This window comes from Clostridium sp. KNHs214 (assembly GCF_000744935.1).
In the GTDB taxonomy this organism is placed as follows: domain Bacteria; phylum Bacillota; class Clostridia; order Clostridiales; family Clostridiaceae; genus Haloimpatiens.
The window spans coordinates 121715-138255 of the sequence record NZ_JQMW01000009.1; the positions used below are offsets into that span (position 1 = coordinate 121715).

The 16541-nt window shown below is 30.9% G+C and carries 14 protein-coding genes; 8 read left to right on the forward strand and 6 right to left on the reverse strand.

Features of this window, described 5'->3' with window-relative positions; genetic code table 11:
- Window positions 1-85 precede the first annotated feature (85 nt).
- Complete coding sequence (locus tag CC89_RS03220; RefSeq protein WP_035288968.1) at window positions 86-2041, reverse strand: GTP-binding protein; 1956 nt, start codon at window positions 2039-2041, stop codon at window positions 86-88.
- Between the two features lie 264 nt (window positions 2042-2305).
- Between CC89_RS03220 and CC89_RS03225 the strand changes: the two genes are divergently transcribed.
- The 7 genes from CC89_RS03225 to CC89_RS03255 all read left to right on the forward strand — a co-directional run bounded on the left by CC89_RS03225 (window position 2306) and on the right by CC89_RS03255 (window position 9371).
- Window positions 2306-2947: a GntR family transcriptional regulator gene (locus CC89_RS03225; protein ID WP_035288972.1), complete on the forward strand. Its 642-nt coding sequence runs from the start codon at window positions 2306-2308 to the stop codon at window positions 2945-2947.
- Between the two features lie 291 nt (window positions 2948-3238).
- Window positions 3239-3640, forward strand: a complete 402-nt coding sequence (locus tag CC89_RS03230) for a GrdX family protein (protein WP_051931443.1) — start codon at window positions 3239-3241, stop codon at window positions 3638-3640.
- A 30-nt stretch (window positions 3641-3670) separates the two neighbouring features.
- A complete protein-coding gene (locus CC89_RS03235) occupies window positions 3671-4957 on the forward strand; it encodes a glycine/sarcosine/betaine reductase component B subunit (RefSeq protein WP_035288975.1) in 1287 nt (428 codons plus the stop codon).
- A gap of 24 nt (window positions 4958-4981) precedes the next feature.
- A complete protein-coding gene (gene grdB / locus CC89_RS03240) occupies window positions 4982-6280 on the forward strand; it encodes a glycine reductase complex selenoprotein B (RefSeq protein ID WP_081896948.1) in 1299 nt (432 codons plus the stop codon).
- 101 nt (window positions 6281-6381) lie between these two features.
- Entirely contained in the window at window positions 6382-7257 is an 876-nt protein-coding gene (locus CC89_RS03250; RefSeq protein ID WP_207641493.1) for a YkvI family membrane protein, read from the forward strand.
- Between the two features lie 469 nt (window positions 7258-7726).
- On the forward strand, window positions 7727-7873 hold the full coding sequence (locus tag CC89_RS20340; protein WP_185750653.1) for a hypothetical protein: 147 nt from the start codon (window positions 7727-7729) through the stop codon (window positions 7871-7873).
- Between the two features lie 184 nt (window positions 7874-8057).
- Window positions 8058-9371, forward strand: coding sequence for an MATE family efflux transporter (locus CC89_RS03255; RefSeq protein WP_051931444.1), 1314 nt, complete (start codon window positions 8058-8060; stop codon window positions 9369-9371).
- 103 nt (window positions 9372-9474) lie between these two features.
- On the opposite strand, the gene hisS is transcribed toward CC89_RS03255, so the two are convergent.
- Window positions 9475-10788 (reverse strand): histidine--tRNA ligase, encoded by a 1314-nt coding sequence (gene hisS, locus CC89_RS03260; RefSeq protein WP_035288982.1) that lies wholly within the window; start codon window positions 10786-10788, stop codon window positions 9475-9477.
- A gap of 494 nt (window positions 10789-11282) precedes the next feature.
- On the opposite strand from hisS, the gene CC89_RS21005 reads away from it, so the two are divergent.
- Window positions 11283-11678 carry a DUF4351 domain-containing protein gene (locus tag CC89_RS21005; protein WP_286161292.1) on the forward strand — a complete coding sequence of 132 codons (396 nt, stop codon included), beginning with the start codon at window positions 11283-11285 and terminating at the stop codon, window positions 11676-11678.
- A gap of 250 nt (window positions 11679-11928) precedes the next feature.
- Here CC89_RS21005 and CC89_RS03270 read toward each other — a convergent pair whose 3' ends face one another.
- Genes CC89_RS03270 through CC89_RS03285 form a run of 4 tightly spaced genes read right to left on the reverse strand, consistent with a single transcriptional unit; the run spans window position 11929 to window position 16464 of the window.
- Window positions 11929-12972, reverse strand: a complete 1044-nt coding sequence (locus CC89_RS03270) for a sensor histidine kinase (protein WP_035288984.1) — start codon at window positions 12970-12972, stop codon at window positions 11929-11931.
- Complete coding sequence (locus CC89_RS03275; protein WP_353601174.1) at window positions 12959-13678, reverse strand: response regulator transcription factor; 720 nt, start codon at window positions 13676-13678, stop codon at window positions 12959-12961. The genes CC89_RS03270 and CC89_RS03275 overlap by 14 nt, the downstream gene beginning before the upstream one ends.
- Window positions 13671-15704 (reverse strand): FtsX-like permease family protein, encoded by a 2034-nt coding sequence (locus CC89_RS03280; RefSeq protein WP_035288990.1) that lies wholly within the window; start codon window positions 15702-15704, stop codon window positions 13671-13673. The genes CC89_RS03275 and CC89_RS03280 overlap by 8 nt, the downstream gene beginning before the upstream one ends.
- Window positions 15694-16464 carry an ABC transporter ATP-binding protein gene (locus CC89_RS03285; RefSeq protein ID WP_035288994.1) on the reverse strand — a complete coding sequence of 257 codons (771 nt, stop codon included), beginning with the start codon at window positions 16462-16464 and terminating at the stop codon, window positions 15694-15696. The genes CC89_RS03280 and CC89_RS03285 overlap by 11 nt, the downstream gene beginning before the upstream one ends.
- Window positions 16465-16541 lie beyond the last annotated feature (77 nt).

A 16541-nucleotide genomic window follows, 5' to 3' on the forward strand; every position in this document is an offset into this window, starting at 1 on the left:
CCAAAAAAGTTTTTCGATCTTCTGCAACCTTTTTTGGTAGTAATCCTGGAGTCGTTACATAAACTGAAAGTTTGTGTTTACTAACCTATTTTAAGCAATGCATATATTTTTCTGCCTCATCTGCTTTTATTAAAAAACTTTGTCCCTTGGAGCAAAAAATTGAAGTAGATGTATATTCGATATCAGCATTTTTATCATAATCCATTTTTTTAATAATCTGTTCTTCATTATGACAAAGATCATATCCATCAAAGATAAAATTAATTTTTCCCGTACCTTTTGTTAATGAAATAAATTCTATAGGATAGTTCATAAAAGTAGCCACTGGCCCTCTTCCTGTTATAATAGCCTTATTATAATTCATTTTTGGTGGTTCAAAAGAACCATTTAATTTTTGTATGTCAGATAAAACCCTGCCCATATAATCTAGTTCAACGTCCATTTTAAAGGCATAATAAGGCTCTAGTAATGTATTGGTTGCTCCCTCTAAACCTTGTCTTAAGGCTCTGAAGGTTGCTTCCCTAAAGTCTCCTCCACTGGTGTGTTTATTATGAGCTCTTCCAGTTAATAAAGTGATTTTTAAATCGGTTATAGGTGAGCCTGTTAATATTCCATGATGTTCTTTCTCATAAATATGGGTACGAACTAAATTTTGATTACCTATAGTCAAGTCCTCTGTATTACATATACTTTCAAAAGTAATTCCACTATTTCTTTCTGCTGGTTCTAATTTAAGATGTACTTCTGCATAATGTCCTAAAGGTTCAAAATGGCCATAGCCAATTGATTCAGTAGAAATAGTTTCTTTATAAAGAATTTCACAAGGGCCAAAGTCTACAGGTATATCAAATCTCTCATCTACCAATTGTTTTAAAACCTCTAATTGAATGATTCCCATAATATGAATTTGTATTTCCTGTAGCTTTTCATCCCAAATTATACTTAAAGTAGGGTCCTCTTCTTCTAAGACCTTAAAACATTTTAAAACATCTTTTGCATTTATAGCTTTATCAAATATAACTTTTGATTTTAATGTTGGAACCATTTCATAATTAGACTTTTCTCTTAAAGCTCCAACTCCATCTCCTATAGATGCATTTGCTAATCCCGTAACTGCAAAAATTTCTCCTGCTGAAACCTTGTCCACAGTTTTAAATTTGTTTCCATTGTAAATTCTTATTTGATTAACTTTTTCAGAAAAATTATCTTCATCATTTCCTAGATATATTTCATCTTTAACTTTCAAAATACCACTTAATGCCTTTAAATAAGTTATTTTAGTTCCGTTTTCATCATGACGTATTTTGTATACTCGTCCACTGAATTCTTCTTTTTTGTTATATTCTGTATAAGTTAGCATATCTAATTTTTCTAAAAAACTATCTATATAAATATTCTGAAGAGCTGAACCATTAAGGCATGGAAAAATTTTATTTTCCTTAATCATTTTTTTCATAGAACTTAACCACAGAGATTTTTCATAGCCGTTCTCTATATACTTTTCAAAAAGTGCATCATCTTTTTCAGCAATAAACTCAATAAGTTCATCTTCCATATCTTCACCATTAAGAGAATTTGTAATAAAACAAACATCTTTAGTTAAATTTAATTGAATTTCTTCTAAAACATCTTCAATATTTGCACCTACTCTGTCTATTTTATTGATAAAGAAGAATGTTGGTATCTTATGCTTTCTAAGCAGTTGCCAAATGGTTTCTGTATGTCCTTGAATTCCTTCAACTCCATTTATTATAACAATGGCATAATCCATTACTTCAATTGCTCTCTCCATTTCAGATGAAAAGTCTATATGACCTGGAGTATCTATTAAATAGTAGGTTGAAGAATTATACTCAAAAACAGCCTGATCTGAAAATACAGTAATTCCTCTTTCCCTCTCTATGTTATGGCTATCTAAAAAAGCGTTTTTGTGATCTACTCGACCTATATTTCTAATACTTTTGGTATGATACAGTATTTGCTCAGCAAATGTAGTTTTGCCAGCATCTACATGAGCTAAAATTCCAATTGTCTTATTCATATTTAGCACCCCTATGAAATCATTTAGTTTTATATTAAATTTTATCATAAAGTGCAAAAGCATACTAGTTTGGTAATGCTACCAGGCATCTGGTGATTTAGAAACAAAAAAAAGTTTTTCGCTCTGCTGCAACCTTTTTTGGCACCTCGAGGTTATGACATAATACATATAGTGTAATTTATTTGATTTTTTTATTTGCTTATTTTACGTCTAACCAATATAATAATATTTGAATAATAACTTTAATAAGTAAGGGGTATGATTATGAGCAACAATAAATTAGATACAGAGGATATCTATGAAATATTGAAACAGAGAATCATTCATCTTGAATATGGATCAGGGCAAGTTCTAAATGAGGTAGATGTAGCTGATGAGTTTAATATTAGCAGAACCCCAATTAGAAGGGTGTTTCAGCTATTAAATAATGATAAACTTTTAAACATAGTACCAAGGTTTGGGGCTCAAGTTACTCCTATAGATTTTAAACAGATGAAATCTATTTTTGAGGTAACTAGAGTGTTAGATCCATTTGCTGCAAGACTTGCTGTTGAAAGAATAAGTGATGAAAGTCTTGCTGAACTTGAAGAAATAATATCTAGACTTAATAGTTATGATATAAGTAAGGATTATCAAAATGCTATAAATGATGATGAACGTTTTCATAATATTATTTTTTCATCCTGTGGTAATCCTTGGCTACAGGATATTTTAAAGTCATTACATTACCATACAGAAAGGTTATGGCATTATTGTGAACAGTATTTTGATAGTATTGATCTTTTTAGTCATACCCTTGGGAAGGTATTAGAAGGTATAAAGGAAAAAGACTTGGATAAGGTGGAAAAATATTCAAGAGACCATATAGATGAATTTGTTCTCAAGATAAAAAAAGAAATGCTATAGGAAATTTCAAAAAGCTCTAATTTCGAACGACTATACTCGTTCGAAATTAGAGCTTTTTTTATTTTTTTCAAAATTTTCAGAATTTTACTGAAATACACTTGAAATACACAAAGAATATGTGTAGAATAATAATCAGAAACAGTTGAAAAACATTTAATGAACTTAATCAAAAAAAAGAAAGGAGGTGGAAAGAGATAATTTTTAATGAGAACACAAAAATTATTATTGGTGACAGGTATGGCATATTAGGACTAGCTATGGAAGAATGTATAAAATATTGATAATAGTAATATGGAAGGAGATAAACAAGTGGGAAGCAAGACAAATTATCAGATAGTAACTAATAATCCAACTGTAAAAAACAATTATGAAGAAGTAATCTTTATTGAAGGTGGCTTTGAAAATGTGTTATTTAAGGTTAGGGATTTAGTTCATTCAGGTTTTGAACTTATCAATCATCCTTTAGGAGCAAGTATAAGAATGTTTTTCTCCCCATATCGTTCAATTATAATTGGTGAGAAATTACAAAAGATAAATGATATTCATATAGAAACAATTGAAAACAGCATATCAAACTATAAAAAACATATGAAAGTTAGAAAACCAGATATAGTAAATGCTGAAGACTATGCTTTAATTGATATTGAACTTTTAAAATCCTCATTAGAGGAGTTTAAAAGAATTTATAATTAAAAACTAAAAATAAAATGGAGGTGACTTTCCTTGAAACTTGAACTTAGAAGAATCTATATCAAGGATATTCAACTTGGTAATGAAACAAGTGTAAAAAATGGGGTTTTAACAGTAAACCAGGAGGAGCTAATTAGCAAACTTAAAGAAGATGAAAGAATTAAGGAAGTAAAGCTTGATGTAGCTAGACCTGGAGAAAAGGTAAGAATTATTCCAGTAAAAGATGTTATTGAGCCAAGAGTAAAAATTGAGGGAACAGGAAATGGTTTTCCAGGATCATCCACTAAAATAGCTCAATTAGGAGAAGGAAAAGTAAATGTACTTTATGGTGCAGCTGTTGTAACTGTAGGGGATATTGTAGGATTCCAAGAAGGTGTAGTTGATATGTGGGGTGAAGGTGCAAAATGGACTCCATTTTCAAAGACTTTCAACCTAGTAGTAGATATTGTACCTGTAGAAGGATTATCACCACATGTTCATGAAGCAACTGTTAGATTAGCAGGACTTAAAGCAGCAGAATTTGTAGGGGAAGCTGGAAGAAGCGTAGAGCCAAATGAAGTTTTAACATATGAAATAGGTAGTCATGATGAGGAAGGAAAATTATATCCAAACTTACCAAAGGTTGCATATGTCGAAATGCTTATTTCTCAAGGATTACTACATGATGGATATATTTATGGAGTTAACAGCCAATTAATATTACCAACTCTTCTACATCCAAATGAAGAGTTAGATGGGGCAGTAATCAGTGGTAACTGTGTTGCAGCATGTGATAAGATAACTACTTATCAACATCAAAATAACTCAGCAATTCTTGATTTATATGCTCAACATGGTAAGACTATCAACTTTTTAGGCGTAATACTCACTCCAGAGTTAACTACTCTTGAAGGTAAATTTAGAACTTGTGATTACACAGCAAAATTATGTAAGAACTTAGGTGCAGATGGAGTTATTATATCTGAAGAAGGTTATGGTAATCCAGACTCTGACTTACTAATGATTTGTAAGAGATTAGAAGACTCTGGAATAAAGACAGTATTAATAACAGATGAATGTTCAGGATGGGATGGAATGAGCCAACCATTGGCAGATACAACTAAAGAAGCAGTAGCAGTAGTATCTACAGGAAATGTTAGCCATGTAGTTACATTACCACCAGCTGATAGAGTAATAGGAAATGATAAAGCAATTGCAACTTTAGCAGGAGGTTGGGAAGGCTGCCTAGAAGAAGATGGAAGCTTGAAATGCGAATTAAACGCAGTAATAGGAGCTACATCAGAAATCGGATATCATAACTGTACAGTTAAATTATATTAACTAGCTTAGAAAGGAGGAAGAAATATGAAATTCAAGGTATTATATTATGTTAATCAATTCTTTGGTCAAATAGGAGGAGAAGAACAAGCTGGAATAAAACCAATTTTTAAGAATGAAAATATTGGACCAGCATTAGGATTTAATGGTCTTCTTGGAGAAGAAGGAGAAGTATTAGGAACATTAATTTGTGGTGATAACTATTTTAATGAAAATAAAGAAGAAGCTTTAGAATATATAATGAAAGTAATAAAGGAAGAAAATCCAGATATCGTTGTTGCAGGACCAGCTTTTAATGCAGGAAGATATGGAATGGCATGTGCTGGCGTTGCTAATGCTGTAGTGGATGAGTTAGGAATTCCTGTGATAACAGGTATGTATATAGAAAACCCAGGTTTAGATGTATGTAGATCTAAGGCATTAGTTGTAAGTGTAACAGATTCAGCAGCTAGTATGCGTAAAGCCTTACCTGTAATGGCTAAATTGACAACTAAATTAATGAAAAATGAGGAAATAGGTCTTCCAGAGGAAGAAGGATATATTTCACAAGGTAAGAGACTTACTGTTTTATCAGATAAGAGAGGTTCACAAAGAGCAGTAGAGATGCTAATAAATCGCTTAAATAATGAAGAGTTTAAAACAGAACTACCAATGCCAGTATTTGATAGGGTAGAGCCTGCAGCAGCTATTAAAGATTTAGGTAAAGCGACTATTGCTTTAGTAACTAGTGGTGGTATGGTTCCACATGGTAACCCTGATAGAATCCAATCAGCTAGTGCTCAAAAATGGGGTAAATATGATGTAAGTGGTAGAGATGCGCTTACAGGAGAATATTGTACAATTCACGGTGGATATGACCCTGTATATGCAAATGAAATTCCTGATAGAATAGCACCGCTTGATATGTTAAAAGAATATCAAAAAGAAGGGGTTATCAGTAGTGTATTTGAATATTTCTATACTACTACTGGGACAGGAACATCCGTTGGAAATGCAATAAAATTTGGTACTGAAATAGGAAAAGAACTTAAAGAAGCAGGAGTAGATGGTGTTATACTAACTTCAACTTGAGGAACTTGTACACGTTGCGGTGCAACGATGGTAAAAGAAATTGAAAGATATGGTATCCCTATAGTTCATATGGCTACTATAACTACAATCTCCGAATCAGTAGGAGCTAATAGAATTGTTCCAACTATTGCAATTCCTTATCCAGTTGGAAATCCAAATCTTCCAAAGGAAGAAGAATATAGATTAAGAAAGAAAATGGTTGAAAGAGCATTAAAAGCATTAAGTACTGAAATAACAGAAGCTACTCAATTCTAAGAGAAAATTCCATTATAAAAAAATAAAGGGGCCGTATCTGGCCCTTTTTTTCCTAGGATAATAGGACAAGCCATTATTAACAATGATAGGAGATGGTAATTATGGAAAAAAAGAAAGTAAGCTGGGGAAGGGTTATGACGTACGCTGGTGCATTTATAGCGTTTTTGATAGGTTCTGGATTTGCAACAGGTCAAGAGGTATTACAGTATTTTAGTTCCTATGGTTATTTAGGAATATTAGGAGTAGTAGTAGTATTTTTATTATTTCTATATGTAGGTGTGGATTTTGTAACTGTAGGCCAAAAGCAAAAATTCCCAAAGGGCAGCGATATATATAAATATTACTGTGGGAATATAATAGGAAAGTTCTATGATTATTTCTCTGTTGCATTTATTTATATGTCATTTATAGTTATGATAGGAGGAGCAGGTGCTACTTTAAATCAGCAATATGGACTTCCTACATTTGTTGGTGGAATAATGATGGGCATATTAGCAGCAGGAACCGTAATATTTGGTTTGGGAAAAATAGTAGATGTAATTGGTAAAATAGGACCAGCTATAATATTCCTAACAATTATTTTAGGAATATCTGCTATAGTAAAAAATCCACAGGGGTTAGCTTCAGCAAATGAAGTAATACCAAAACTTAATTTATTGAAAGCATCATCTAATTGGTTTTATGCAGCTGCTTCATATGTAGGGTTTTGTATGCTATGGCTAGCAGGATTTATGACATCTATGGGTGCATCAAGCGAAAGTAAAAAAGAATCTGTTATTGGTGCAGCTTTAGGTGCAGTGGGATTTAGTGTGGCATTAGCAATTATCACATTAGGTATACTTGCAAATATTGTACAATTAGCTGGTTCAATGGTCCCAGCATTAATATTAGCTAAAAATATAAATTCAGCATTGGCTATTATATTTTCATTTATAGTAGTAGCTGGTATATATACAACAGCAGTTCCACTTTTATAGCAAGTTGTTGCTAGATTTTCAGAAGAAAAAACCAGAAAATTCAGAATGTTGACTATATTTCTAGCTGTAATAGGAGTATTTATTGGTTTAAAAGTTCCATTTGATAGACTGGTAAATATAATATATGTAATAAATGGTTATGTAGGTATCATCCTATTAGGATTTATGATAATAAAAACTATAAAAACCCAATTGGGTCGTGGGTATAAAAAATATTAAAGTAAAAATGGACTTGAAGCGGTGTAACGAGATTTTTTATTATAAAAAATTAAGGCTGCAACGGGTTCACCCGTTATAGTGATAGAGTATAATCATATGATTTATATGACGTACTTAATGAGGTACATATTGTGAAATGTGCATGAAGTAGGAGGGTAACACGAAGTTTAACTCTCGTTCCTAAGATTAATTTCTTAGGTCGGGAGTTTTCTTATATTTAAGTTTATTATAAAGAAGGAGGAAACAGAAAATGAATATTTTTATTGGAGGAGCTGAATGGAACCCCATTGAGCCGAAATATGGAGCTTCAATTGCGGAAGTTACAATATTATTTGAAAGAGTTGATAAGAAGATAATAGAAGAAGAGAAAAATCGTTTATTGAACTGTAGTAATTAAATATGTATTATAATAAAGAGATATAGAGTTGTAAATAAAAAATATAAATATAGAAGGAATATATGAATGAAGGTAGGGATCAAAATGATTAATGCGGATGTTATAAGCCTATTGAGAGAATAGGCTTAACGAAAACTGTTCTCTCTTTCCATTAGTATTATTACAATGAAAGCGAGAGATCATTATGAAAAAAATAAAAAATAAGTATGTTAAAACAATTAATTCATTGGCTTTTCCTATATTAATGAATTATTTGATTTCAAGTATATTTGAAATTATGGATAAAGCTATAGTGGGGCATTATTCAACGGAAGGCTTTGCAGGGGTAGGAGTAGCAGCGTCAGTTATTTATGTAATTACAGGTTCATTTGGCATATTAGCCGTTGCTTATAATATTGTGGCAGCTGAGATAAAAGGCAAATGTGATGATGACATGTTTGAAAAAGCTTTTTGTTCAGCTATGATGATTTCAATAGTTATAGGAATAGCATTTATGATAATATCGTTCATTGGTGGAAGAGTATTTTTTAAATATGTATATGGACTTCATGGAAATGTTTTAGAATTGCTGCTTCGTTATTACTATCCTGCTTCTGTTACGGTGCTACTTAATATGATAATATTTTTATTTTCCACATACTTTAGAAATAAGCATAACACTAAAATAGCACTATATAGCACAGCTGTAGCAACTACAGTTAATATATTTTTCGATTATGCTCTTGTATATGGGAAATATGGTTTACCGGAATTAGGAGTAAGTGGTGCTGCATGGGGAAGTGTCATTGGGTTACTAGCAGGAATCATGGTATATGTGATAGATATGAAAATTGTTAATAAGATGCAGATGAATATTTCATTCAGCAGAAAAGCTACTGTAAGAATGATAAAATTGTACATACCATTGTTAGGACAGGATATTATGGAGTGCACGGTTTTTACAATGATAGTAACAGGAATAGTATCTAGGCTTGGAACAAGTGGTATAGTATCATATAATCTTCTTGAAAATTTAGGAAGCATGGTTATTCTACCTATGTATGCATTTTCTACAGCAGCAATAACCATTTCTATACAAAAAAAGGCATCTGGTGATAATATAGCTGTAAAATCCACACTAAGAACTGCAATATTTATGTCATTAGTTGTAGTTATATTTATAAGCATGGCCTGTATTACATTGCCTGAAAAAATATTGGCATTAATAGTTTCAGATACGAAAACAATTGAAACTACAAAAACGCTTATTGTATATATGATAGTTTTACAGTTTGTAAAAATTTTTTACCAGATTTACAAGAGTTATTTGCAGGGAACAAATAATGAAAAGTTTGTTTTTATAACTTCTGTAGCCGGGTCTTTGCTGTCAGTAACCTGGATATATTTATTGTCAATAGTATTAGGAATCGGGGGAATATATATAGGACTTTCAATTAATTATATATTTTTAGCACTAATTTATTTAATAAAAATAAAAGAATCTATGCAGGAAAATTAGAAGAAAAACGGGGACGGTTAAGTAGTATTTGGCAAGTTATATGCCAAAAAGTTGTTAACCGTCCCCAATTGCTCCAATTGACATTCCAATTAATTCCTAATGTCTAGCTGAAATATTTGGAAATAATTTCATTATAGGATAGTTTAAATTGATTTCCACTATTCATATCTTTTAAAGCTAAAAGCTCATTTTCCATTTCTTCAGAGCCAACCAAGATAACATAAGGGATGTTAAGTTTGTTTGCATAATCAAGTTTCTTGGAGATTTTTTTATCTTCTAGATAAACCTGAGTGGAAATATTATTTTGTCTAAATTTTTTAGCTAGATTTATACAGTATTCTAGTGAGTTATCTAAAGGAATAACTAAAATATCTATTAATGAAGAATTTAAGCTATTTATAATACCTGCTTCCCTAAGTTGATAGAAAAGTCTTGTAAGGCCTATGGAAATTCCAACACCAGGCAACTTTTGTTTGGTGTAGTATTCTGCTAAGTTGTCATATCTGCCACCGGAGCAGACGGAGCCAATTTGAGGATAGTTATTTAATATTGTTTCAAAAACAGTTCCTGTATAATAATCTAGTCCCCTGGCGATTTTTAAATCTATAGTGTAGTTTTTTTCTGGAACTCCAAAGGAATTCATGTAATAATTTATATTTGAAAGCTCTTCAAGACCTAGAAGATAAGTGGAATTTGGTATATTTAGCGCTTTAAGATTGCATAATATTTCCTTATTAGTGCCTTTTATATTTATAAAATTCAAAAGTTTATCTATACTTTCCTGTGAAATACCACAATCCTTAAGTTCAGAGGACACATTGTCTAAGCCTATCTTATCAAGTTTATCAATAATTCTAAGAGCTTCCTCTTTATTATCTATATTTAAGTATTCAAAAAGTCCGTTTAATATCTTTCTATTGTTTATGTGTATGGTGAATTCATCTAAATCTAATTCGGTAAATATTGAATAAATAATGCTAGGGATTTCTGCATCATTTATGATGCTTAAAGTTTCATTTCCTATTATGTCAATATCGCATTGATAGAATTCTCTAAAACGTCCTCGTTGGGTTCTTTCCCCTCTATATACTTTCCCAATTTGGTATCTTCTAAATGGAAAGGTTAATGAAGACATGTGCTGAGATACATATCTTGCTAGTGGAACGGTTAGATCAAATCTTAAGGATAAATCACTATCACCCTTGTTAAATCTGTAAATCTGTTTTTCTGTATCACCACCACCTTTAGCTAATAGCACTTCTGATTTTTCAATAACAGGAGTGTCAATGGGTAAAAATCCGTACCTTTCATATACATTTTGGATTTTATTAAGCATTTTGTTAAATATAATTTGGTCTTCAGGAAGTAATTCCATAAAACCTGGCAATGTAGTTGGTTTTACAATTTGTCTTTTCATATAATTTCCTCCTTGTATAATAAGTTTATAGTAAGTTAAATGACTGCTATAAACTTATTTATTTTTATCATAACAATTTAACTACAAGTAATTACTATAAAATAAAAATCCCACACAGGTGTTATACCTATGTGGGATGAACTTTTTCTGATTTAGAACTTATCACCACCATAGATACAACACAAATGGACCTGTATCCATGGAAGTTTTTCCAAGAAACAAGTCTTTAACTATGATGATGAAGTTGTTTTGTTTTTGCAGTACATATTGTATATTTTATAAGCATTCAAAACACTCCTTGAAATTTTGTTAATAACATTTATAAAATTATAACATAAAGTTACATGTAGAACAAATCCAATGAATAAGAGAACAAACGTTTGTATAAACTTTTTCTAGTTGGAAATAATAAGTAATGACAAATAACTAGAAAGAGGGGATATAAATGGATTATAATAAAGTTTGATATATTAACTTTAACTTTTATACCTCTTATGAGGGGAAATAAAAGTAGAAGCAAAAGGACTTTGGAAAGTATAGAATTAGCAGATACAATACCAGAAAGTAATGAAAAGACGCAATGTATAACACTTTTATATGCATTATTTGATAAATTCGGAGATGAAGCATCCAAAAGAAAATTTAAGGAGGTCTTTAGTATGACAGAAATAGGTAAAATGATAAGAGATGAAGCCATAAAAGAAGGAATGAAAGAAGGCAAAGCAGAGGGAAAGAGTGATATTCTTATAAGGCAACTTATTAAAAAATTCAAATCTGTACCCAATGAATATAAAGAAAAAATAAAGAAACTACCTGAGGAAACTATAGACATAATAGCCACAGATATTTTTGAAATAGAAAAAATTGAAGATGTAGAGAAGTACTTTTAATCCAAAACATTCTCATACTCACAACTAATATTGCCAAGAAGTGCTTGTTCTAGTTTACTAAAGTTATATTTTCTTTGAGTGTAGTCGTTGAAAGTGCTAGTCTTATGGTTTTTACTGTAGTTATGACTATATTCTTTTTTAGTGTAAGTTTTTGTATTGGCGCAGCTATTTAAGCACCTATGAAGTTCTTAATTTCATAGGTGCAGTATAATTCATAGATACAATCATTATTTCCATGATTCTCGATGGTTCACTGAACTATGGGAAATTTGAAAATTATCATAAGGCCTTTTTCGTAAATGTTTTTAGCTTCTAGTTCAATTCCTAATTCTTCACATAAGGATTTACATATGTATAATCCCATACCAGTGGATTTTTCATTTAATCGTCCGGTTCTACCTACAAAGCCCTTATCAAAAATAAAAGGTAATTGGGAATTTTGCACGCCAGGACCATTATCACGGATAGATAAAACAATCTTGCTTTTTTCAATTGTTGATTTAAATTGAAGCTTTCCTGCAAGATTAGTGTTGCTCTTAGCTTTGGATAAAGCTATAAAATATTTAATTGAATTGTCTATAATTTGACCTAGAATAAATTTGAAACATTTTTTGTCCGTAACAATTACCTGTGGCATAGAAGGAAGTTCTATGGAAAAACCTGCTTCCAAGAGAACTTCTGCTTTGCTTTTGATTGCTTCTTTGCAAAGGGATTCCAAGGTAAATTTTTTGAAAATAAAATCCTTATGAGTTACTTGAGTTTTGGAGTAGTAAAGAACTTGCTCAACTTGGTTTTCCATGCTTCTTCTGGATTTAATTAGCTTTTCTTTAACTGTGGTGGAAATTTCATTCTCATGATTATCTAAGACTAACTGCATTAAAGCTAGAGGAGTTTTAATTTCATGAACCCAGCTTTCAATATAGTTACTGTAATTTTCATTGGCAGCAATTAACTTATCTTTTTCATTTTTCTCCCTTTCACATATTTCATCGAAAGTTTTAACTATATATTTATACTCTTTATCAGGAGAGGCTTTAATAAGGTAATTAAGTAAATCTCTCTGATAATGTTGTGTAAGAAAAGTGTCCAAAGCATTAAAGAACTTTTTTTCCTTTTGGTAAGTTATTTTTATTGAGATAAATATAGATGTTGTGGAAAAAACAATTGTAAGAGGAAGTATAACTCTAAAAGCCTTAGGATAAGCTATCCATCCAAGTATGCAAAAGCCTATGGTTAAAAAAATTATAGACAGAATCCAAACTATTTTAGATTTTATAATATCAATTACTTTCATTATTATACTCCTGTAGCATATATCCAACGCCTCTTATAGTTTTAATAACATTTTTTATATTTAAATCTGATAAATGCTGTCTTAATCTAGTTATATTCACGTGCAGTATATTGGCATCAATAAATTCATCAGAATCCCATAGGCATAGGCAAATATCTTTTTTTGTTACAACTTTCCCTTGTTTTTCAGCAAGAAGACTGAGAATTCTTCCTTCATTAGCGGGAAAAACTGCAGATTTTTCCTCAATGGTTATGGTAAATATTTCGGGATCAAGGAAAAACCATCCGCAGTTTAAAATATGTTTTTTACCTGATGATCTTCTTAAAAGTGCTCTGATTCGTGCTAGTAATACTTCCTTTCTAAAGGGTTTTGAAATGAAGTCATCTGCGCCAAGATCTAGTGTTAATACTTCATCTTCTTCTGTATCTCTTGAAGTTAAAACAAGAACAGGAATCTGTGACTCTTTTTTTATATCCCTGCATATCTGAAAGCCACTTTCATAGGGAAGATTTAAATCAAGGAGCACAAGGTTTGGATTAATAGCTTGAACTTGCTTATTCAATTGTTTAAATTCCAGTGCAGTTTCACTTCTATAGCCATTTTCAGAAAGCATTCTTTGAAGTTCGTCTCTCACCATTGATTGATCTTCAATTATATAGATTAATTCCTGTGAGATAAAAATCTCCTCCTTCCTTAGTTTATATATGCCTTTGCTCCATTAAGTCAATAATTTTGCTAGCAGATTTTCGAACAGCCATGTAATATAATCCATATATAAGCATTAGTATTATTACTGCAAAAAATGTTTCCATTAAAATATTGTTTATATTAAAACCGCGAACAGCTATAAGCTGAGAAAGTTCTATAATTGCAACTACACCACTGAGCATGGCAACAGATAAAGGCAGTAGAAAGTATAGCCTTATTTGTTTATAGAGAGATTTTTTCATTTGGATTGATGAAGCTCCAATGTCTGTAAGGATTTGGTAGCGTATTTTATTATCTCTTATTTCAGTGATGAATTGTAGTGCCAGTACTGTGCCTGTAACTAGAAGTAATATAATCCCCAGATATATTAATGTATAACTACTAGCTATGGCAATAAATAGTTGCCTACTATAGCTTTGTAGTGAACTTTCACAATCTAAATTTTTACTTTTAAAAGTATCTAAAATATGCTGAGTGGGAGCAATTTTTCCCTCCTCTTCGACCACATTTTTAGGCAATGCAAAACTTAAAAATCTATTAATATTTTTTTGATCTACATATTTATTAAAATCCTCATCATTCATTATAAAGCTTAAGGAGATGGTTATAAAGGTATCAGTTACTAAATTAGTTTGATTAACCTGTCCAACTAGCTTATAATCTTTATTGTTTATTTTTATTATTGGATTCTTCTTAATAGCTTTTTCTAATGAATTATAGTTACAAGAAAAGTTTGCATCATTATAAATCCCAATTTCGCCAGTTTTAAGGTTTAAGCCTTCTTTTCCCGCAAGTTTTAGTGCTTTATCATAGGCAGAACCCTTAATTATATATCCAGACCAATATATACTATTTTTGCTATAATTATTTTCTTTCATAAGCTTGTTACTAAAGTCAGTTAAATCAAAATTAAATTTATCTAAATCTGCTAATCCAAGTTCAACTACAGTAGGACTATCTACGTATGGACTTATTTCAGGGGAATTTAAAATATTTTCTATAAATTTTTCCCTACCAGAATATTCTCTTATGGTAAGGTCAAATACATTTAGTTTATTAGCTTTTTTTGCTTCGTTGTTTAAAGCCATTGAACAGCCAAAGGATAACATGGAAATTGAAAGAAATAAAAGCAGTGATATAATTCCAAGGCTTAAATATCTACCGGCAACTTGCTCATAGATCTGCCTAGAGGTAAAGGCATTTAAACCTTTAAAATATTTAACTTTTTTTCTCTTCGAAAAATTTACTATTAAATTAGTTATACCATAAAAAACAGCCATTGTGCCGTAAAACCCTAGAATAATGCTGATTATTAGTATTTGAAAAGGAATATTAAGTAATCCATACTTAAGAATATTAAAATATGCAATGGATAAAGTAATAATTCCAGTTATTAATATAAGTTTGCAAAAGTTAGGGGTTTTTTCTTTTAATTTTTTCTTTTTTGTATCCCCATAAAGAAGATTAGCTAATTCTAGTCTATATACACTAAAGGATTGAAGAAAAATGGCAATAATTTGAATAATCATGAATCCAACACTTGTTTCAAGAACAGCAGTTCTAGAAACAGTAAACGTATGTCCTATTATTTGGATTTCAAAAATTCTAGCTGATAATAAAGAAATAAAGTCTGAGAGAATTATACCAATAAACAAGCCTGAAATAAGGGCCAATAAACTTGTAATCATTCCCTCGAGAATGAGCATCCAAAATACCTTACTTTGCTTCATACCCAGCATCATATAAACGCCAATTTCTTTTTTTCGTCTTCTTATTAAAAAGTGATTGGCAAAGACTATAAGGAAAAACATAATGATTAAACATGCAGCAAAAATAATTTGAATATATAAAAGCAGCTTATTAACTCCATGGGATTCAAAAGTTTTAAGAAAGCGAATTACATCCTGAGACTCAATGGCAAGTACCACATAAAAGCAGGCTGCTGCAATAACTAGTGTGATAAAGTAAATTAGATATTGACTTATATTTCTTTTAGAATTTCTAAGGGATATTTTATAAAACATTAGCAGATCCTCCTCCCAAGTAGGACATTAGAGATAGAATTCTATCATAAAAGTGCTGACGGTCTTCGTTATCTTCCTTTATAATTTCATGAAAGATTTCCCCATCTTGTATGAAGAGAATTCGTGAGCAATAACTGGCTGCATTTGGATCATGTGTAACCATTAGTATTGTCTTTTCTACTTTTTTATTTACTTCCATCATTATCTCTAGAAGATTTTTAGCGGATTTTGAGTCAAGAGCACCTGTTGGTTCGTCTGCAAGTACAATAGAAGGATCGCTAACTAAACAGCGAGCGGCAGCAATTCTTTGCTTTTGCCCTCCAGACATTTGCACGGGAAACTTTTCAAGAATATCCTCAATATTTAATACTTTAGATATTTCCTTTACTTTTTCTTCAATATTATTTAATGAAACATTGTGGATTGAAAGAGGTAGGGCAATATTTTCATAGCCTGTTAAATTATCTAGAAGTTGAAAATCTTGAAAGAGATAACCTATTTCAGAACCTCTATAGTCAGCTAAAGCTTTATTCTTTAGTTTTGTAATGTCAAAGTTCTTTAAATTAATTTCACCGGAAGTTGGTTTTATAATTGTAGCTATACAGTTTAAAAGAGTTGTTTTACCAGAGCCTGAAGCCCCCATAATACCAACAAATTCACCGCTGTAAACATCAAAGCATATATTTTTAAGTGCATTAGTTATACTGTCTTTTATTCCATAGGTCTTTTTCAAATTTTTAATTTCTAATATTTTTTCCATATCTATATCCTCCCTGCAAATACCATAATATTTCTATATCATTATAACTATATTTTAATAGTAAATCTCAAAAAGTT

Coding starts and splice junctions, on each gene's coding strand:
- CC89_RS03270 (WP_035288984.1), bottom strand. CDS start 12,972: ATGAAAGTAATTGATATTATAAAATCTAAAATAGTTTGGATTCTGTCT.
- CC89_RS21005 (WP_286161292.1), top strand. CDS start 11,283: ATGAGGGGAAATAAAAGTAGAAGCAAAAGGACTTTGGAAAGTATAGAA.
- CC89_RS03225 (WP_035288972.1), top strand. CDS start 2,306: ATGAGCAACAATAAATTAGATACAGAGGATATCTATGAAATATTGAAA.
- CC89_RS03230 (WP_051931443.1), top strand. CDS start 3,239: ATGGAAGGAGATAAACAAGTGGGAAGCAAGACAAATTATCAGATAGTA.
- CC89_RS03220 (WP_035288968.1), bottom strand. CDS start 2,041: ATGAATAAGACAATTGGAATTTTAGCTCATGTAGATGCTGGCAAAACT.
- CC89_RS03250 (WP_207641493.1), top strand. CDS start 6,382: ATGGAAAAAAAGAAAGTAAGCTGGGGAAGGGTTATGACGTACGCTGGT.
- CC89_RS03280 (WP_035288990.1), bottom strand. CDS start 15,704: ATGTTTTATAAAATATCCCTTAGAAATTCTAAAAGAAATATAAGTCAA.
- CC89_RS20340 (WP_185750653.1), top strand. CDS start 7,727: ATGAATATTTTTATTGGAGGAGCTGAATGGAACCCCATTGAGCCGAAA.
- CC89_RS03285 (WP_035288994.1), bottom strand. CDS start 16,464: ATGGAAAAAATATTAGAAATTAAAAATTTGAAAAAGACCTATGGAATA.
- hisS (WP_035288982.1), bottom strand. CDS start 10,788: ATGAAAAGACAAATTGTAAAACCAACTACATTGCCAGGTTTTATGGAA.
- CC89_RS03255 (WP_051931444.1), top strand. CDS start 8,058: ATGAAAAAAATAAAAAATAAGTATGTTAAAACAATTAATTCATTGGCT.